This is a genomic window from Bacillus spizizenii TU-B-10 (assembly GCF_000227465.1).
GTDB lineage: Bacteria > Bacillota > Bacilli > Bacillales > Bacillaceae > Bacillus > Bacillus spizizenii.
The window spans coordinates 3,844,047-3,862,106 of the sequence record NC_016047.1; the positions used below are offsets into that span (position 1 = coordinate 3,844,047).

Annotated in this window: 18 protein-coding genes and 2 other annotated features; of the genes, 3 read left to right on the plus strand and 15 right to left on the minus strand. The window is 45.4% G+C overall.

Annotation, left to right across the window (positions count from 1 at the left end):
* Positions 1-40: 40 nt before the first annotated feature.
* The 5 genes from thrS to GYO_RS41315 form a co-directional block, all read right to left on the minus strand.
* Positions 41-1,957 carry a threonine--tRNA ligase gene (thrS, locus tag GYO_RS41295; RefSeq protein ID WP_014115568.1) on the minus strand — a complete coding sequence of 639 codons (1,917 nt, stop codon included), beginning with the start codon at positions 1,955-1,957 and terminating at the stop codon, positions 41-43.
* Between the two features lie 53 nt (positions 1,958-2,010).
* Positions 2,011-2,232, minus strand: a binding site (T-box leader).
* 31 nt (positions 2,233-2,263) lie between these two features.
* Positions 2,264-2,485: a binding site (T-box leader), on the minus strand.
* Between the two features lie 79 nt (positions 2,486-2,564).
* Entirely contained in the window at positions 2,565-2,720 is a 156-nt protein-coding gene (locus GYO_RS43840) for a hypothetical protein (RefSeq protein ID WP_014115569.1), read from the minus strand.
* Positions 2,721-2,855: 135 nt separating this feature from the next.
* Positions 2,856-3,356 (minus strand): YwgA family protein, encoded by a 501-nt coding sequence (locus GYO_RS41305; RefSeq protein ID WP_003222046.1) that lies wholly within the window; start codon positions 3,354-3,356, stop codon positions 2,856-2,858.
* A gap of 35 nt (positions 3,357-3,391) precedes the next feature.
* Positions 3,392-4,693, minus strand: a complete 1,302-nt coding sequence (locus GYO_RS41310; protein ID WP_014115571.1) for an HD domain-containing protein — start codon at positions 4,691-4,693, stop codon at positions 3,392-3,394.
* Between the two features lie 160 nt (positions 4,694-4,853).
* Positions 4,854-5,078, minus strand: coding sequence for a YuzB family protein (locus tag GYO_RS41315; protein WP_003222050.1), 225 nt, complete (start codon positions 5,076-5,078; stop codon positions 4,854-4,856).
* A 214-nt stretch (positions 5,079-5,292) separates the two neighbouring features.
* Here GYO_RS41315 and rsfA point away from each other — a divergent pair, with 214 nt between their 5' ends.
* Complete coding sequence (gene rsfA / locus GYO_RS41320) at positions 5,293-6,072, plus strand: prespore-specific transcription regulator RsfA (protein WP_014115572.1); 780 nt, start codon at positions 5,293-5,295, stop codon at positions 6,070-6,072.
* Between the two features lie 143 nt (positions 6,073-6,215).
* Here rsfA and GYO_RS41325 read toward each other — a convergent pair whose 3' ends face one another.
* The 4 genes from GYO_RS41325 to pta all read right to left on the minus strand — a co-directional run bounded on the left by GYO_RS41325 (position 6,216) and on the right by pta (position 10,186).
* Positions 6,216-7,106 (minus strand): carboxylate/amino acid/amine transporter, encoded by an 891-nt coding sequence (locus GYO_RS41325; protein ID WP_041521207.1) that lies wholly within the window; start codon positions 7,104-7,106, stop codon positions 6,216-6,218.
* Positions 7,107-7,275: 169 nt separating this feature from the next.
* Positions 7,276-8,121, minus strand: coding sequence for an octanoyl-[GcvH]:protein N-octanoyltransferase (gene lipL / locus GYO_RS41330; protein WP_014115574.1), 846 nt, complete (start codon positions 8,119-8,121; stop codon positions 7,276-7,278).
* 47 nt (positions 8,122-8,168) lie between these two features.
* On the minus strand, positions 8,169-9,068 hold the full coding sequence (gene cysL, locus GYO_RS41335) for a cysJI operon transcriptional regulator CysL (protein ID WP_014115575.1): 900 nt from the start codon (positions 9,066-9,068) through the stop codon (positions 8,169-8,171).
* Positions 9,069-9,214: 146 nt separating this feature from the next.
* Positions 9,215-10,186: a phosphate acetyltransferase gene (gene pta, locus GYO_RS41340; protein WP_014115576.1), complete on the minus strand. Its 972-nt coding sequence runs from the start codon at positions 10,184-10,186 to the stop codon at positions 9,215-9,217.
* A 269-nt stretch (positions 10,187-10,455) separates the two neighbouring features.
* On the opposite strand from pta, the gene hemQ reads away from it, so the two are divergent.
* Complete coding sequence (gene hemQ, locus GYO_RS41345) at positions 10,456-11,220, plus strand: hydrogen peroxide-dependent heme synthase (protein WP_014115577.1); 765 nt, start codon at positions 10,456-10,458, stop codon at positions 11,218-11,220.
* A gap of 131 nt (positions 11,221-11,351) precedes the next feature.
* Complete coding sequence (gene bacG / locus GYO_RS41350) at positions 11,352-12,131, plus strand: NADPH-dependent reductase BacG (RefSeq protein WP_014115578.1); 780 nt, start codon at positions 11,352-11,354, stop codon at positions 12,129-12,131.
* A gap of 14 nt (positions 12,132-12,145) precedes the next feature.
* On the opposite strand, the gene bacF is transcribed toward bacG, so the two are convergent.
* The 6 genes from bacF to bacA are packed head-to-tail and all read right to left on the minus strand — an operon-like array spanning position 12,146 to position 18,039.
* The gene (gene bacF / locus GYO_RS41355) at positions 12,146-13,345 is read right to left on the minus strand and encodes a transaminase BacF (protein ID WP_014115579.1); all 1,200 of its coding nucleotides are present in this window, start codon (positions 13,343-13,345) and stop codon (positions 12,146-12,148) included.
* Positions 13,346-14,530 (minus strand): bacilysin exporter BacE, encoded by a 1,185-nt coding sequence (bacE, locus tag GYO_RS41360; protein ID WP_041521096.1) that lies wholly within the window; start codon positions 14,528-14,530, stop codon positions 13,346-13,348.
* Entirely contained in the window at positions 14,527-15,945 is a 1,419-nt protein-coding gene (gene bacD, locus GYO_RS41365) for an alanine--anticapsin ligase (protein ID WP_014115581.1), read from the minus strand. Before bacD ends, bacE begins: the two co-directional genes overlap by 4 nt.
* 18 nt (positions 15,946-15,963) lie before the next feature.
* A complete protein-coding gene (gene bacC, locus GYO_RS41370) occupies positions 15,964-16,725 on the minus strand; it encodes a dihydroanticapsin 7-dehydrogenase (RefSeq protein ID WP_014115582.1) in 762 nt (253 codons plus the stop codon).
* A gap of 2 nt (positions 16,726-16,727) precedes the next feature.
* The gene (gene bacB / locus GYO_RS41375) at positions 16,728-17,435 is read right to left on the minus strand and encodes a 3-((4R)-4-hydroxycyclohexa-1,5-dien-1-yl)-2-oxopropanoate isomerase (RefSeq protein ID WP_003222084.1); all 708 of its coding nucleotides are present in this window, start codon (positions 17,433-17,435) and stop codon (positions 16,728-16,730) included.
* Complete coding sequence (gene bacA, locus GYO_RS41380) at positions 17,425-18,039, minus strand: prephenate decarboxylase (protein ID WP_014115583.1); 615 nt, start codon at positions 18,037-18,039, stop codon at positions 17,425-17,427. The genes bacB and bacA overlap by 11 nt, the downstream gene beginning before the upstream one ends.
* Positions 18,040-18,060 lie beyond the last annotated feature (21 nt).

Here is an 18,060-nt window from a genome sequence, read left to right on the forward strand (position 1 = left end):
GAAAGTCAAAAAAGCAAAATGAGAATTTACAGCTTTTCTCCTAGATACTGCGATTTTTCACCTGTTTGACCAGTTTATCTTTAAACGACTGAAAAGGAACGTGTTTATTCTGCTGATCTCCGAATTGGCGGACGTTTACCGCACCTTCCTGCTCTTCATGATCCCCAAGCACCAGCACGTACGGGATTTTCTGCACCTGCGACTCTCTGATTTTGTAGCCCAGCTTCTCATTGCGCTCATCTATGCAGGCTCTTATCCCCAGCTGCTTCAGCTCTGCCTGCACCTTTCTGCAATAGTCCAAATGAACGTGCGAAACCGGTATGATTTGAACCTGGATCGGTGCAAGCCAGACTGGGAATGCCCCGCCGAAATGCTCGATCAAAATGCCGAAGAACCGGTCGATCGAGCCGAATATTGCTCTGTGTATGACAACAGGACGAACTTTTTCATTGTGTTCATTGATATATGATAAATCAAATTTTTCCGGCATTTGAAAATCAAGCTGTATTGTCGCGCATTGGTGGCTTCGTTTCAGGGCATCTTTTATGTGAAAATCAATTTTCGGCCCGTAAAACGCCCCGTCACCTTCATTAACCTCATAAGACAGGCCAAGCTCCTCAAGGACGTATGCTAAGGCACGTTCCGACGCTTCCCAAAGGCTGTCATCGCCTAATGAATCCTCCGGGCGAGTCGAGAGTTCGACCGAATACTCGAAGCCAAAAGTACGATATACCTCGTCAATCAGCCGAATCGCTTCTTTGATCTCACTCTCAATCTGATCCTCTCGAACGAAGATATGGGCATCATCCTGGCAGAACGTCCGGACGCGAAGCATTCCGTTTAAAGCACCGCTGTACTCATGGCGATGCACCTGGCCGAATTCCGCCATTCGAATCGGCAGATCCCGATACGAATACAGGCTGTTTTTAAAGATGAGCATATGGCCGGGACAATTCATCGGCTTCATTGCGAATCTTGTATCATCCACTTCTGAAAAATACATATTGTCGCGATAATGATCCCAGTGGCCTGACTGCTCCCATAACCGCTGATTCATCATAAACGGCGTACGGACCTCCTCGTAGCCAGCCTTTGTTTGCAGCTCACGCGAGAAGCATTCCAGCTCATTGCGGATAATCTGCCCTTTCGGCAAATAAAACGGCATCCCCGGCGCTTCTGCAGAAAACATAAACAGCTCTAATTGTTTGCCCAGCTTGCGATGGTCTCGTTTTGCCGCTTCTTCCAGCATATGAAGATGTGCATCGAGATCTTTTTTCTTATGAAACGCAACCCCGGACACCCGCTGCAGGACTTCATTTTCGCTGTCTCCGCGCCAATAAGCGCCCGATACTCTTGTCAGTTTGAACGCCTTGATCATTCCTGTAGAAGGAAGATGCGGCCCGCGGCACAGGTCAACGAATTCTCCCTGCTGATACAGCGTGATATCCTCTCCGCGCGGAATATCCTTCAAAATCTCCAGCTTAAACGGCTCGCCTTTTTTGGCAAACAGCTCTTCAGCCTCTTCGTAAGAAACCTCAATTCGTTTGATTTCAAGGTTCTCATTTATAATATTCTTCATTTCTTTTTCGATGGCCTCTAAGTCTCCTGATGTCAAGCTTTGCTCCAGCTTCATGTCATAGTAGAAGCCGTCTTCAATCACTGGACCTATCCCCAATGACACTTCTCCGTACAGACGTTTCACTGCTTGAGCCAGTACGTGCGCTGATGTGTGGCGAAGCACCTGCAAGCCTTCTTGGGAATCAAGTGTGACAATCGAAAGCTCAGCATCCTCCTCCAGCTTAAAGCTGAGATCAACGAGCTTGCCGTTGACCCGGCCCGCAGCCGCCTTCTTTTGCAGACTGGAACTGATAGAACCAGCCGCTTCTTTGATTGTGATGCCTTTCGGATATTCCTTGATCTGTCCGTCCGGAAGCTGAATGTGCACTTGTTTACTCATTTTTAAACACTCCTTCATAATTGTTGGATATAAAAAAACACACCCGTCCCGCTGTAAGGGACGAGTGTGTGATGTACCCGTGGTTCCACCCAAATTCCCGACAAACGCTATGTTGTCGGCTTGGTGCTGTAACGCAGCATAGACGGCATTGGATACTTCAGTTCCCCAATGCTGCTCCAAGGCGGTAAATGATCATCCTAAGCTGGGAAGCTCCCACCTTTCCTTCCCTCTCTGAAAACCGTAACGATCATTCATGTCCTTTTCATCGCATGTATTCAATTCATAAAAAAACACACCCATCCCTCTAAAAGGGACGAGTGTGTGATGTACCCGTGGTTCCACCCAAATTCCCGACAAACGCTATGTTGTCGGCTCGGTGCTGTAACGCAGCATAGACGACATTGGATACTTCAGTTCCCCAATGCTGCTCCAAGGCGGTAAATGATCATCCTAAGCTGGGAAGCTCTCACCTTTCCTTCCCTCTCTGAAAACCGTAATGATCATTCATGTCCTTTTCATCGCATGTATTTAGTTCATAAAAAAACACACCCATCCCTCTAAAAGGGACGAATGTGTTTATCATCCGTGGTTCCACCCAAATTCCCGATCAACACACATGGTGTATCGGCTTTGAGGTGCTGTAACGCAGCATGACGGTATCAGATACTGGATTTCCCCGATACGGCTCAAAGGCGGTAAGCTGCTTCCCCTGCGTTAGGAAGATCTCAGCTGTCCTTCCCTCTCTGGAAACCGTAAAAAGCATCTCATGTCCTTATCAGTGCCTGTATACATTACTGATTGTTTATGATTTCATATATTTTACAATACATTTTCTGAGACCGCAATCTGTTTTGTAAAAAAAGCAAAAGAAACGGTTCATTTCTTTTGCTTGGTATGGTTAACAAATCTGCTTCAGTTCTTCTATGTATTGAAGCGCTTCGTCATATTCTTCATTTGTATATTTTTGCTTGCTTTTGATTGTAAAGACTTTTTCTTTCTTTTCCTCAGCCTCAAGCCCGTCAAAGTAAAGGATCGTGGAAACCAGCTCTAAAAACCGTGATGAACGGCTGTTTACACTGTCGATATAGCCTTTGATATCCGGCATATCCAGATCAGCATGGTCTAAAAATGCAGAGCCTGTCTCAGTCAGCGAATAACGGTATTGAAAGTAGCCGCCCTTTTTTTCCTTCACCTCATGCAGAAATCCAAGGTTGCACAGCTCTTCAATCTGGAGCGTCAGTTCCTCTGAATACGGTCCATAAAAGTGAAAATCATATTTCTCATAGAAAGGAAACTGCATTTTCTTTGCGATATAAATCATTTTCTGCAGCTTCTTCCGCCCGATGATTTCTCCAGAATCCGAGAACACCTTCATCAGTTTTGCATGTTCTTTCAACAAATTCCCGACATCTCCTTTTTCCTTCTTTCCAATTTCTATGTCAGTCCCAGCAGCTGCCGGATTTTCATTTTCGTTTCCGGATGTTCAGAGCCGTCACAAATCAGGTCCTTCGGATAGTACAGCTTGTGGTCCGTCCGACGTTTCCCGGAGATGGATTCCACAATAGCCGACTGTCTGGACAGCTCTTTAATTTGGCCGTTTTGCGTCAAGAGATGGATCGGCAGACGCTCCTCTTCCTCTCCAGGACGGTAAAAATCGTATGGCAGATCTGAAGAAGAATCGACGACCAAATAGTAACTCGGATCGATTCCCGCCTCTTTGAACAATGAAGTCAGCTCAAAATAAGCCGACATTTCTTCATTCGGATTGAATTCAACGTATTGGAACAGCTGGCGGTTAATGAATCTTCGGCACAAATCAGATAAAATCGCGTCTTCTTCATCCTCCCAGGCCTGGAAGTAATACAAAATAATAGATTCATCAAGCTTCAAATAATCCTCCAGCGTCAATTTCCCTTCAAAAATAGAATAGAAATGAACCGGAGCATGAGTGAAGACATAGCCTTCATCGTGCAGCTGCTTCGCCCTGTGAAGAATCTTCGTTAAAATAACCTCTGCGCTTCTTGTCACAGGATGGAAATACACCTGCCAGTACATTTGGTAGCGGCTCATGATATAGTCTTCGACAGCGTGCATCCCGCTTTCTTTAATGACGATCTGATCCTCGCGCGGTCGCATCACCCGAAGAATCCGCTCCATATCAAAATGGCCGTAGCTGACGCCCGTATAATATGCGTCGCGCTGCAGGTAATCCATGCGGTCTGCGTCTATCTGACTCGAAATCAGGCTGACCACTTGCTTGTTTTTATATGTTTTGGCAATGACTTCAGCAACATCCTGCGGGAAACGCGGGCTCACCTTTCTGAGCACCTGATTGACCTCTGTGTCCCCCAAAATGATATCTCTTGTAAAATCTTCGTGGTCAAGGTGAAAGACTTTTTCAAATGAATGCGAGAACGGCCCGTGCCCGAGATCATGAAGCAGCGCCGCGGCCAAACAGAGTTCGCGCTCACTGTCATCCCATTCAGGGCGGCCTTTAAAGACGTCATCAACCATTCTCCTGACAATTTCATAGACACCGAGAGAATGGTTGAACCGACTATGCTCAGCGCCGTGGAACGTCAAATATGTCGTGCCGAGCTGCTTAATTCTGCGGAGACGCTGAAATTCGCGGGTTCCGATCAAATCCCATATCAGCTTGTCCCGAACATGAACATAGCGGTGCACCGGATCTTTAAACACTTTTTCTTCTGATAATTTTCCATTTGGATACGCCATCGTCATTCCCTCTTTTTTTTAGCCGTGTTTCTATTATATCGACTCTATTCTTTGAAAACATCCTTGAATTTGCCCGGCGATTTGTTCCATCTTTACGAAAAACACGTTATGTGAAGCAAAAAAGCCTGACCTGAGGGCCGAGGCTATAAAAAATATGTTTTTACTTTTTTATTTTCTTTTTTACTTTGTCAATCAGCTCATCCTCTGTCGGAGCTGACAGCGGGCGATTGTTCACAAAAGCAAATGATTTTTTCCGTCCGGGTCCGCAATAAGATTGGCATCCTACCTCAACTTTTGCGTCCGGGTCCACTTCTTTTAAACGCGGCAGCAATGTTTTGATATTAGTGGCTTGGCAATCATCACACACTCGAAATTCATTAGCCATGACGTACGCTTCCCTTCATTTCTATGTTCATCTATGTGAATAACCTAAAATCGCTTTTCAAAAAAAATCACATCACTCTTCATTTTACAAGGATTCGACTGTTCCTGCAAGCCGCTCCATCCTTCGTATCTCCTATTCTTTCAGCCAACTTGTATAAATATTTTCCAAACTGGACATTCTAATACCATGAAAAGAAAAATGGGAGTTGAGATAAATGACAAAACAGCGACAAGACGCTTGGTCAGAAGAAAATGATCTGCTTTTAGCCGAAACAGTGCTTCGGCATGTGAGGGAGGGCAGCACTCAGCTGAACGCCTTTGAAGAAGTCGGTGATAAATTAAACCGGACATCTGCAGCCTGCGGATTCAGATGGAACGCGGTAGTCCGCCATCAATATGAAAAAGCGCTTCAGCTTGCGAAAAAACAGCGAAAACAGCGGATGAGAGCGCTCGGAAACGGGCAGCCTGCGAAAAAAAGGCTATTATATCAGCCTCCTGCGGTTGATCCTGAAATCGTTCAAGAAACCGCTGCAGAGGAGCCGGTTAAAACAGACGCACCATCAGCTGAAAATGAGCAGCAGCCTTTCATGTCAGGCGAACACATGCCTTTTGTGGATGAAAGCTTTAAGGAAGAGTTAGCTAGTCTATCACACTTATTGTCTCCCCAAACACCTGCAGCCGCGCCAGAGATGACGATGAATGATGTGATCCGCTTCCTGCAGAATTACGAAGGCAATAACGAGCAATCATCGGCATTAAAAATGGAAAATGAGCGTTTAAAGAAAGAAAATCAGGAATTGCAAAGCAAAACGGAACAGCTTGAGGCAGAAGTACAAAAGCTTGAAAAAGACCAAAAAACGATCCAAGAAGATTATGAAACCTTGGTGAAAATTATGAATAGAGCCAGAAAGCTAGTTTTATTTGAAGAAGATGAACATGCCTCTCCGTCCTTCAAAATGGACCGAAACGGCAATTTAGAAAAAATGGCAGAGTAAGTTAGAAAAATCCCAAAACAGCTGTTGGTTTTGGGATTTTCACCATGTACAAAATCCCCTTTTCCATTGAGAAAAGAGGATTTTATTATTTTGCAGCCGGCTCCGCTATTCTTGTAAAATGAGGCCAAGCTTATGTGAATCTATCAAGACATGTGAGCTGCCCCGGCCGTTTTTTGTTTCCGAGGCGCAGCGGAAATGACCAGAAGCCCTAGCATCATCAGTGCAATGCCGAGCCACGAGGAAAGTGAAAGCATTTCCCCTATGAAAAACACGCCCAGCAATGAGGCCGTCAGCGGTTCAGCTAAAGACAGCGTGACCGCCGCCGAGGCCGGAACCCCGGTAAGCCCTTTCGCAAACAAAAAGTATGCGGCGCATGTTGCAATTAACCCGATGTAAAGGCTCGTTCCCAATCCTCTCGGTGTCAATATCCACGAGATATCTGACTGCCATAAAAGCGGCGTCAGCAGGATGGCACTGATCATAAAGACAACGGCTGAAGTCGCTCGCGGAGGCTGGGTTTTCATCATCGCTTTACTGATGAGCGTATAGCCCGCAAAAGAAGCACCCGCTCCGAGCGCCATAAGAACGCCAGCCACATCAATCCGAACATTCGAACCGTCGGAAAACAGGAGCCAGCAACCGGCTAAAGCCAGTACAGTCGCGATCCACCAAGAGTTTCGCGGACGTTTTTTCAATACGGCCCATTCCATGCTTCCGGCAATGATAGGTGCACTGCCGATCGCAATCACTGTCCCCACTGCGATTCCGGTTTCTTTAACGGCTGTGAAAAACAGCGGCTGGTAACACGCCATACAAACTGCAGCTGATAATACGAGCGGCCATGACCAATTTTTCACGTGAAGCTCCCGGCTGATCCAAACCGCAAGCAGCATGGCGCTTCCTCCTATTAATAATCTGAACGCTCCGAATGCCAGCGGTGTGGAGCTTTCTGGAGCCATCGCCTGAACGGTTCCCGTGGTTCCCCAGAAGAAAGCCGCGATCAGCACAAACAGGCTGTAAAAATTCCCTTTCATCTGCCTCTCCCCTTTGTATATGGATGCTGAGGTCATTTTATCGTTTTTCTTTTTGTCAGGGTTATCTGAATGTAAGAAGGATTTATCTGAAAATAAGATTGTTGAGGATAAAATACCGCTTGAAATAAAAATTGCATGCCGGCCGATACAGCTGGCATGCGAAGAACGTTCACCCAAATACCTTTGCATTCCGCTCAGCCATCCGGACGAGGTTTTTCTCAAATGCCATTTCCTCATCAATGGACAGTCCGGCTGAGTATAGATGGGTGCTTAACGCTTTTAATTCTGTCAGTAAAGCGAACATTAAGTCTTGTACGGAGATGTCTGTTTGCAGTAGCTCGCTTAAGGACGCCATCGTTTCGGGACGTATCTCAGGATAGACGCCTTTTTTATCGTTTCGTTTGTCCTTCAGCGCCGCTTGGTAGAATCGTCTGATCAAATCGGCTCTTTCACTGCCGCTTTTATCTGCGCAGAGATAAATTTGAACAGCAACTCCGCCGCGAACGCGTCTTTGAGAAATGCCGGCGAATTTTTTGCCATTTATGCTAAGGTCATAGCTGCCGGGACAATAAGATCCTTCAATTTCATAGGCTTCGATCTTTGCATTGTACGGTTTTAGCATTCGTCTCATCAGCTCAACCATCGCTTCATATCCTTTGTCTATATCGATGCCTTTCTTTTCGTCTTCGAATATGAGAGAAATATTTAAAACGCCTTCATCCAAAACGACGGCAAGACCGCCGGAATTGCGTACAATCACACGGTATCCTTCGTTTTCCAGCAAGGAGATTCCATCCTGCAAAAACGGGAGACGCGTATCCTGTATTCCAAGGACAATTGTATTGTGATGAACCCATGAGCGCGCTGTCGCCGGCGACACGCCTTTTCCGACGGACATGCACAGCGTATCATCCATTGCGAAGGATTGCTTCGCATCAAATAAAGGGCCGAGACTGGATTGGTCAATGACTCTCCATGTCGGCTGCATCAGTAAATCAATCGGTTGGTTTGCCATCTATGTAAAACCCTTTCATGTTAGGCTTATAAACGAATACTATTATATCATTTCAGCCGCTGTGATTGATAATTGCTTTTCAGCATCGTAATGAAAATTTCTTTATTTTTTGTATTCTCCATGAGAGGAGAATGAATGTAAGACAGCTTGCGCTTTAACGAGAAATCTTTTATATGGAGAATTGAAATTTCACGGTGGATCAAATCCTTATGCAGCACGCTTCTGGATAAAACCGACAGTCCCATGCCGTTGATCACCGCTTCTTTTACACCTTGATTGCTGCTGATGGTGAACATCGACTTTGGCCGCAGCCCGTTTGAGCTGAGAACATGATCGAGATATTCTCTCGTCCCGGAGCCTTTCTCTCTTGTCACCCATGCTTCGTTTTGCAAATCGCTGATCGAAATATCTCTCCGTCCGGCCAGCGGATGCTGATTCGGCGCGGCAATGCACATTTCATCCTCCATGAACGGTTCAATTTCCAGTTCATTCTCGTTTGTATGTCCTTCAATCAGTCCGATATCAGCCTGAAGCATCCGCACACGCTCGCTAACCTCCTCCGTATTGCCAATCATGACATCGAGATTCAGCTCTGGATACAGCTTTTGCAACTGGGCCAAGAGCGGCGGAAGAATATACTCTCCGATCGTAAAGCTGGCAGCAATTTTCAATTCGCCTTTCACATAGTGATGATGCGCATAGATTTCAGCCTTTGCTTGCTCGTAGAGAAATACCATTTGCTTTGCTCTTTGATACAAAATGTCTCCTGTCGGCGTTGTCGTAAAGTGTTTTGGCGACCGATTCAGGAGAGCCGTTTGAAATTCTTTCTCAAGATTTTTGATATGCAGACTGACGCTGGGCTGGGAGATCATCAGCTTTTCCGCCGCTTTTGTGAAGTTTTTTTCTTCTACTACCGCTATAAACGTTTTCAGCACGTCGTAATACAAAAACCCCACCCCTGTCATTAATGAAATATATGGTTATGATCAGTTTTCTTTATTGTACTCATATCATCTGTCTTGGTAAAGAAGGCTATACGGAGACGCAAAAAAGACAGCCCTCCGGAAGAGAGCTGCCATCGTCTTCATTTTTCTTACAGTGCTTGCGCCGCTGTAATTAATGCAAGATTGTAAACATCTTCAGCGTTACATCCTCTTGAAAGGTCGTTTACAGGCATATTTAAACCTTGCAGGATTGGTCCTACCGCTTCAAAGTTGCCCAAACGCTGAGCGATTTTATAGCCGATGTTTCCTGCTTCAAGGCTTGGGAATACGAATACGTTAGCATCCCCTTTGATCTCGGAATCCGGCGCTTTTTTCTCAGCTACAGATGGAACAAATGCAGCATCGAATTGGAATTCGCCGTCAAGTGTCAGTTCAGGCGCTTTTTCTTTCGCGATTTTCACCGCATCCGCTACTTTTTCTGTTTCATCAGATTTTGCTGAGCCTTTTGTAGAGAAGCTGAGCATTGCCACGCGAGGCTCAATGTCGAACATTTTTGCCGTATTGGCACTTTCGATCGCAATCTCGGCAAGATCTTGGCTGTCAGGCGCAATGTTGATCGCGCAATCTGCGAATACGTATTGCTCTTCTCCGCGAGCCATGATGAAGACGCCGGAAGTCTTTTTCACGCCTTCTTTTGTTTTGATGATTTGAAGAGCCGGGCGGACAGTGTCGGCTGTTGAATGAGCCGCTCCGCTTACAAGTCCTTGTGCAAGGCCTTTGTACACCAGCATTGTACCGAAGTAGTTCTCATCTAATAATGCTTTACGAGCCTGTTCTTCTGTTGCTTTGCCTTTACGGCGTTCTACGAATGCTTGTACAAGGTCTTCCATGCCTTCATATGTATGAGGATCATAAATCTCAACGCCATCTAGCGTCAGGTTCAGTTCTTTTGCTTTTGTTTGGATCTCATTTTCATTGCCGATCACAATCGGATTCAGCACTTTGTTTCCTGCAAGCTTGCTGACCGCTTCTAAAATACGCTCGTCTAAGCCTTCAGGAAATACAATTTTAACGTCTTTTCCAGCTACTTTTTCTTGCACTGTTGAAAATAAATCTGCCACAATAAAACCTCCTCAAAAAGTTACAAAAACGCTTTCTTTTACTAGCATACTCTTCTTCCAATCAAATTCAAACAGCCAACTTTCATTATAGCGCTTTCATAAAAAAATCTTATTTTTCTAATTAATTTAAGTGACTCATTCTTTCCTTATAGCTTCTCTTATTTTTATGGAGTTATACGAAAGGGATGTTCAAGGTTTCTCCACAGTAGAATCGGATAAACTATGGTATAGTGAAGGCAACAATGAAAAGATAATAGGAGTGAAGATAAATGAGTGAACAGCAAATGACCAATGAAGCGGCGAAAACGCTTGACGGCTGGTATGCGCTTCATGATTTCCGCACAATGGACTGGACTTCCTGGAAGCTGCTGTCCAGTGATGAGCGCCAATCTATCATACATGAATTCACAGGATTGCTTGAAAAATGGGGCGTTGCCCAAAAAGAAGGAAAAGGATCGCAGACCCTTTACAGCATCGTCGGCCAAAAAGCTGATTTTATGCTGATGATTCTTCGCCCTACAATGGAAGAATTAAATCAAATTGAGCTCGAATTCAACAAATCAAGACTTGCTGAGTTCACCATTCCGGCTTACTCCTACGTATCAGTGGTAGAGCTGAGCAACTACTTGGCAAGCGGCGACGGCGACCCTTACGAAAATCCGCATGTGCGTGCGCGCCTTTACCCTGAATTGCCTGAGTCAAAATATGTATGCTTCTATCCAATGGATAAAAGAAGATCCGGCAATGACAACTGGTACATGCTTTCAATGGAAGAACGCAGAAACTTGATGAGAAGCCACGGCTTAATCGGCCGCAGCTATGCGGGCAAAGTCAAACAGATCATCACCGGCTCCGTCGGTTTTGACGATTACGAGTGGGGCGTTACATTGTTCAGTGATGATGTGCTCCAATTCAAAAAGCTTGTGTATGAAATGCGTTTTGACGAAGTCAGCGCTCGCTACGGCGAATTCGGTTCATTCTTTGTCGGCAACCGCCTTTCGCTTGATACACTTCCTCAATTCCTATATGTATAATATCTCTCCCGCCCAAGCCGGCGGGAGTTTTCCGATCCTCCTTTATCAGAATTTAAATAAAATTTGCTATTTTCTCTGTTTTTTCTTACGATGTAGTTAATAATCCATTTTTTTCAAAGGGGTGCTGTTATTTGTCAAAACGAACCGCATTTATTATGGGAGCCAGTCAAGGGATTGGAAAAGCAATTGCTCTGAAGCTAGCAGACCAGCATTTTTCCGTCGTCATTAATTCGCGAAACTTGGACAATATTGAATCTGTCAAAAAAGACATTTTGGCCAAGCATCCTGAAGCGAGTGTCATTGTCCTTGAGGGTGATATGTCTGACCAGCATACGAGAGCCGATATTTTTCAAAAAATCGAATCTCAATGCGGACGGCTTGATGTTCTGATTAATAATATCCCGGGCGGCGCGCCTGACACATTTGATAATTGTAATATAGAGGATATGACGGCCACGTTTACACAGAAAACCGTCGCCTATATTGACGCTATCAAGCGTGCCGCTTCACTGATGAAACAAAACGAGTTTGGCAGAATCATCAACATTGTCGGAAACCTGTGGAAAGAACCCGGCGCCAATATGTTCACGAACAGTATGATGAATGCTGCTTTAATTAACGCCAGTAAAAATATTTCCATCCAGCTTGCTCCTCACAACATTACTGTCAACTGCCTGAATCCTGGTTTTATCGCTACAGACCGTTACCATCAATTTGTGGAAAATGTGATGAAAAAGAACAGCATATCCAAACGGGAAGCAGAAGAACAGATTGCTTCCGGGATTCCGATGAAGCGTGTCGGATCAGCTGAAGAAACCGCAGCACTCGCCGCGTTTCTTGCCTCTGAAGAAGCCTCCTATATCACCGGACAGCAAATTTCCGCTGATGGCGGAAGCATGAAAAGCATATAAAAACATCCCGCTTTTTAGCGGGATGCTTCTTGTAATGATGCAAACGGCAGGTTCAGCTTTTGAATCCGCATGACAAACTCCCGCAAATCCTCCTGCTTCGACACCATCGATATTCTGACATGCCTTTTTCCGTTGCTTCCGAATATTTCGCCCGGTGTGACAACGACATGGGCATGCTCCAGCAAGTAATCGGAGAATTGGTGAGATGTCTCAAACGTTGTCGGAATTTCAGCCCATACGTAAAACGTTCCTTTTGGCTTTTCCATCTTCCAGCCCAGTTCCTTTTCACACAGCTCCGTAAAAAAGTCAATTCGTTCCTCGTAGATTCGTTTTAAGGATTCCGTTTGCTCCGGATCTCCTGAAAGCGCGGCACTTGCCGCCTGCTGCAATCCGCCGAACATGCCGACAAATACATGATCCTGAAATTCATTGACGGCCTGAATGATCTTCTCATTCCCGACGGCAAACGCCATTCTCCAGCCGGCCATGTTAAATGTCTTTGAAAATGAATAAAGCTCTGCTCCGACAGCTATGGCATCCTCTGCCTCAAGAAAGCTGGCCGGCTTTTTATCGAATTCAAACGCGCCGTACGCAAAATCATGAATCAAGTGGATGTTGTGCTCTTTCGCAAAAGCAGCCGCTTTTGCATAAAAAGCTACATCGGCCACAGCTCCCGTCGGGTTATTCGGATAGTTCAAAAACATGAGCTTTGCTTTTTCCAGCACAGCGGGATCGATCTTTTCAAAATCCGGCAGATAGCCATTTTCTTCATACAGCGGCATTTCGTGCAGCTCAGCTCGCGCCATCGTAATTCCTGACAGGTATTCAGGGTAGCCTGGATTCGGGACCAAAGCGATGTCTCCCGGATTAAGCAGGCATTGTGTCAGCACATATAAGCCGGCTTTTCCGCCGCCGAAGAGCGCAACTTCCGTTTCAGGATTGATTGACACCCCGTATTCTCTTTTATAGAAAGCAGCGATCGCTTCCTTCAAAAAAGGATAGCCTCTGAATGGGCCGTATCCATGAAATGAAGGATTCAGAGACGCCTCCCGCAAAGCCTCCACAATATGCGGCGGAGTCGGAAGATCAGGGTTTCCCTGTCCGAGATTAATGATATGGGCCCCCGTTTTTTCCAATTCCTTCACCTTTTGAAAAACGAGAGAAAACTCTTGCTTTGGAAGTGTCTTGATGACGTCGGACGGTGTTATTTCCATCTAAAAGACTCCTTTTTGCTCCGTTTTGTTATCCCGTTCCAAAAACGATTTGTTGACGAGCTTCGTATGCAGAAACAATCCGCTTACGATCACAACAATCAGCCCCATAATGACTGGAGCGTTAAAGACGTTGATTAACATCGAACCAACAGAAATGCATAATCCGATCGACGCTTCCGCCACCGAAAAAATGCGCCCTTGAATCTGGTTCGCCGCGTTCTCCTGAACCTTCACCTTTGCAAGCACTTCCCCGTATTCCATCGCGATGAAAAAGAGGATTGCGGCGATGACAGAGACAGCGAAGATCGGCGTGAATAAAAACAGCGTCAGCGAGACAATGGATAAAACGGTAAAGTACGTCAGGCCTCTATTGTTGTTAAAGCCCCATTTGCTGACAAGCGCTGCCCCAATGAAGCCGCCGAAGCCGATGCAGAATGTGAGAATAAAGTTGCCGATTTCCCCGTCACCCAAAAAGCGGCTGACAATCGGAAAATAGCTGTACACAATTCCCCACAGCAAAGCCATCGTAATCATCGTAAACATGGCGTTTAATACGAAAGCATTGGTTTTGATTTCCTTGAGTCCTTCTTTAAAAGACTGAAAGGCCTCTTTTATGTTTTCAGATTGAATCGGCACGAATTGCAGCTTAATGCGGCTGATAAAAATGGCCGAAATCAAGTATGTCACACCGTTAAAGGCAACAGCCAGCTCTACAGAACCGCCTAACAGAAAAAGCCCTCCGGCAGCTGCCCCGACGATGATGGAGATGGTCGTCGCTTTTGCAAATAACGTGTTGATGCTTTTAATATCTGATTCCAATGATGACATGACAGCGAGACGGGCCGGGTTAAAAAACACGCCGCTTCCATAAGAAATAAACAGCAAGGCCAGAAAAATCAGCGGATACTCGCCTTTTGGAAGAAATGTGAGCCCCAAAAAGATGATGCCCCTGATGATATCCGTCCACAGCATGATCTTAATTCTGTCTAACCGGTCGACCAGAACCCCCAAAAATGGCTGGAACACCATCGGAATGCTTCTGACCACGATGACCCCCGACGTCACCCAATAATCGTGATAATATGTAGACAAAATGAGCAGTGCAGGGAGAACACAATAGTCTCCCATAAACGATAGCGCCTGCCCGTAAAGCAAGTATTTAGAGTTGGGTTTTAACTGTTTCATACTGGCAGCACATACTTTGCCGTCAGCTTCGCATGCTGCTGAATTTGTCTGATTGATTCAGCCACATCCTGTGAATTGCTGCCTTTCAGTTCAAATGCAGCAATGGAGTTGAAGGCTTCAAACAGCGTCAAATCAACTGATGTGCCTGGTGCCGCAGCCGAAAAAGAAACGATTTCTGTATCACCCTTCAATAGCCCGTCCGGAATATCGATCGCTTCGATCACCAAATCCTCAGCAGTTTCAGGGATCTGGCCATTTTGTTTGAAATGCTGAGGGTACAGATGGCAGTCAGCAACATAGTAAGGCTCTTGATCCAATAACCCGTCCGGCAGATCAGCATCTTTTCCGAAACAGAGAACATCTAATAATAATTGCGCCATATCAAGGCCGAAAACCTTTTTAATGTTAGGAATCATATTCCAGCCGGCGAATCTGGCTGCCGACTCTATTAAACCCGGTTCTCTGTTTTTCATTAGCTTGATTTCTGTATGTGTTGCGCAATTTTGCAGTCCAAGCCCTTCATTTGCCTTTTTAGCAGCTTCGACAATTTTCTTTTTCGCCTTTTCATCCAAAATGGACGGCGTAATATGTGATGTTTCTGTAAATCCAATTTGCGGCGTTTTGTCATGAATGGCGATTGGAAAATACTCACCATCAGCCATAATGCCTTCTATGCTGATATAGTCGGAGTACCCTTCTGTTTGATACCAGTCTCCGTACTCACCCTGTAAAAATTCTTCAGCAATAAACGGCGCTTCAAATGTGACCGCCTTCGGCACGTTAATCGATTTGAGATAGTCATTGACTCTGTTAAATTCATCTTCTGCCGTCTCCGTGTCGGTTATCAGCGTTACGCCGATTGAACTCGCTAAGTATGTAGGCTTCAAGATAAGAGGTGTGCCGATCTCTTCAAGTGCAGCACGAAAATCCTCAAGAGTTGTGACTCGTTTGTTTTTGATCGATTTGACTCCGGCCGTATTAAAAGCGTCCCTCATTTTATTTTTATCTCTGGCATTTTCGGCTGCCTGCACGCCGGCGCCCCTCAGGCCCAGGCGTTCACAGGCTTTCGCCATCGGAGCAATGAATAATTCATTGTTTGTTGTGATGGCGTCCGCCTCAAACATTTCGGCAACCTTGACGATTTGCTCGACAACCTCTTCTTCAGGCTTGTCATGATCCTCATGCGCCCAATAAATGGAGTCAGGATGCTCAAAATCAGCTAAACTCTTAAAATAGTCTTTATCTTTTATGACCGCGACCGAGTATTTTTCAATCAGTGCTGCATGGGAGGCTGTAATTGCAAAAGGTCTTGGAATAAAGCTAACCAGGTTATATTTTTCAGCAGCGCTTTTATAAAACATGTGTGGCGGGCAGCCTCCAAGATCAGCGATGACCAATACTGTTTTTCTCTCCATATGTAAAACACTCCTTCTTTATTGTGCGGTGTATCCTCCGTCTGCGGTGATGGCGCTTCCGGTCATATAGCTTGATAAATCTGAGGCTAAAAACAGCATCACGTTTGCAATTTCTTCGGGTTTCCCGAGCCTCAGCAGCGGATTTACCTTTGCCTTTTCTTTTTTGATCTCTTCAAGTGTGCCTTCATTATTTTCAAGGAATGATTTTTCATTTAGCGGTGTGTCGATAATTCCCGGGCATACGCAGTTGACGCGAATTTGATGTTTCGCATAATCAACGGCCATTGACCGCGTCAGCTGCAAAACGCCTCCTTTGCTGGCGTTATAAGCAGGAATATCAGGCCATGCCACGAGTCCGCCGACTGAGCACGTATTAATGATGTTGCCCTTGCCGGCAGCGAGCATATGCTTGAGTGCGTGCTTGCTCATTAAAAACATGCCGGTCAAATTGACTTGCAGCACCTTGTTCCAATCGCTGAGCTCCATCTCGTGAATGGGAGCCACGATTTCAATGCCCGCATTATTAATCAATACATCCAGCCCTCCAAATGTATCGACCGCCGATTGAACAGTGTGCTGACAGGCAGCTTCGTCTGTGATGTCTGTTTGCACAAAGTGCAGCCTGTCATTATTTTCTTTCCGGATCATTGCTTCTCCCTGCGCCTCGTCAATATCCGCCACAACCACGTTGGCCTGCTGGTTCAAAAAAGCTTGAACCGCCGCATAACCAATTCCTGATGCGCCTCCTGTTATGAGGACAGTTTTATCGATAAGGTTCATGATTACTCATCCGCCTTTATTTTTTTTGCTTTTGCTCTGTTGTAGCGCGGCGGGAAGAAGATGTTAATTGATTTTGATTCTTTTTCGGAACGGTTGATGGCGCCGTGATCCTCCCGAGGCTCGCAGAAATAGGCTGTTCCGAATTTCATTTCCACCGTGCAGCCTTCGACCGTCATGTCGTAACCTCCGCCGATGCAGATGCCGATTTGTTCATTCCGATGTTTATGGAAAGGCATCTCTCCACCGTTTCCAGGGATTTTGGCCAGCATGATTTCCACCCAGTCCTCAACAAAGAACGTGACTTCCATGCCAGGCAATAGGTCTCTTGTTTTAAAAATATTCAAAAAATAGTCCTCAGGACTTGTATATGTTTCATCAGCTTTCAGCCGCTTGATATCGATCGCAATGACTTCTTGGTCTGTATCGTTTCTTGCCCCGTGAGGCACATGAGGCGGCGCAATATAGGCAGATTCCAAGGCCGTCATTTTTCTCGTCACATCTCCGACAGTCATCATCAGCTCGCCAGAAATGACCATGCCGATTTGGACTTCTTTATGCTGATGGGGTTCAACGTTGGTATGCGGCGGAACGTAAGACATTAATACCTCAGTGTCGCCGCGCACGGTTGAATACTGTCTCACTCCATTTTCCCATTCTATTAATTTCGGTGTCGGGAAATAAAGCTCCTGCATATCTTCTTTAGTTTTCATAATCAACGTCTCCTTTTCCGAATAATGACCAGCTCATAGGAATGCTTTTAAATGTTTTCACAAATGTAAGCCCGTACTTTTGCCGTGCAAGCTCATTGGTTAAGGCAATGTCATATAAGCCTTCTTTTACTTTTCTTGCAGCTTGACTGGTCGAATTGACCAGTTTGAAACGTACATCTTTGCGGGTAAAATATTTGATTAAATTAATGGGTGAAGGATGTGAAACGATAACAGATGAATCAAGCATATCGTCGCTGAATTCAAAATCAGGACGAACAGCCAGGCCGTACATCGGTGTATCGCACCTGAAGATCTGCAAAAGCTGCAAATCCGGCCTCATGTAGAAATGCTTAATGCCGTCATAAGCGTGTGGGACGATGGTATATTCTAGCGGGCTTTGAAGCGTCCTTTCGATACATGATTCAAAAGTATCATGCAAGGACAATTTACTGTTCAGCCCCTGAAGAAGAGTAAAATTGGAAATGAAATGTTTTGCTGCGTACTCACTGCTTGTCCCCTCAGGGCCGAGCGTGTTGACTGTAATGAGTTTGGATATTGAATCAGTTCTTTTTTTTGTCTGAATGCTATTATCCAATATAATCATGAGCACCAACCAATCTTTTAA

What these genes read in the sequence shown, in the direction of transcription:
- thrS (WP_014115568.1), bottom strand. Translation starts at nt 1,957, where the DNA reads ATGAGTAAACAAGTGCACATTCAGCTTCCGGACGGACAGATCAAGGAA.
- GYO_RS43840 (WP_014115569.1), bottom strand. Translation starts at nt 2,720, where the DNA reads ATGCTTTTTACGGTTTCCAGAGAGGGAAGGACAGCTGAGATCTTCCTA.
- GYO_RS41310 (WP_014115571.1), bottom strand. Translation starts at nt 4,693, where the DNA reads ATGGCGTATCCAAATGGAAAATTATCAGAAGAAAAAGTGTTTAAAGAT.
- GYO_RS41315 (WP_003222050.1), bottom strand. Translation starts at nt 5,078, where the DNA reads ATGGCTAATGAATTTCGAGTGTGTGATGATTGCCAAGCCACTAATATC.
- rsfA (WP_014115572.1), top strand. Translation starts at nt 5,293, where the DNA reads ATGACAAAACAGCGACAAGACGCTTGGTCAGAAGAAAATGATCTGCTT.
- GYO_RS41325 (WP_041521207.1), bottom strand. Translation starts at nt 7,106, where the DNA reads ATGAAAGGGAATTTTTACAGCCTGTTTGTGCTGATCGCGGCTTTCTTC.
- lipL (WP_014115574.1), bottom strand. Translation starts at nt 8,121, where the DNA reads ATGGCAAACCAACCGATTGATTTACTGATGCAGCCGACATGGAGAGTC.
- hemQ (WP_014115577.1), top strand. Translation starts at nt 10,456, where the DNA reads ATGAGTGAACAGCAAATGACCAATGAAGCGGCGAAAACGCTTGACGGC.
- bacF (WP_014115579.1), bottom strand. Translation starts at nt 13,345, where the DNA reads ATGGAAATAACACCGTCCGACGTCATCAAGACACTTCCAAAGCAAGAG.
- bacE (WP_041521096.1), bottom strand. Translation starts at nt 14,530, where the DNA reads ATGAAACAGTTAAAACCCAACTCTAAATACTTGCTTTACGGGCAGGCG.
- bacD (WP_014115581.1), bottom strand. Translation starts at nt 15,945, where the DNA reads ATGGAGAGAAAAACAGTATTGGTCATCGCTGATCTTGGAGGCTGCCCG.
- bacC (WP_014115582.1), bottom strand. Translation starts at nt 16,725, where the DNA reads ATGAACCTTATCGATAAAACTGTCCTCATAACAGGAGGCGCATCAGGA.
- bacB (WP_003222084.1), bottom strand. Translation starts at nt 17,435, where the DNA reads ATGAAAACTAAAGAAGATATGCAGGAGCTTTATTTCCCGACACCGAAA.
- bacA (WP_014115583.1), bottom strand. Translation starts at nt 18,039, where the DNA reads ATGATTATATTGGATAATAGCATTCAGACAAAAAAAAGAACTGATTCA.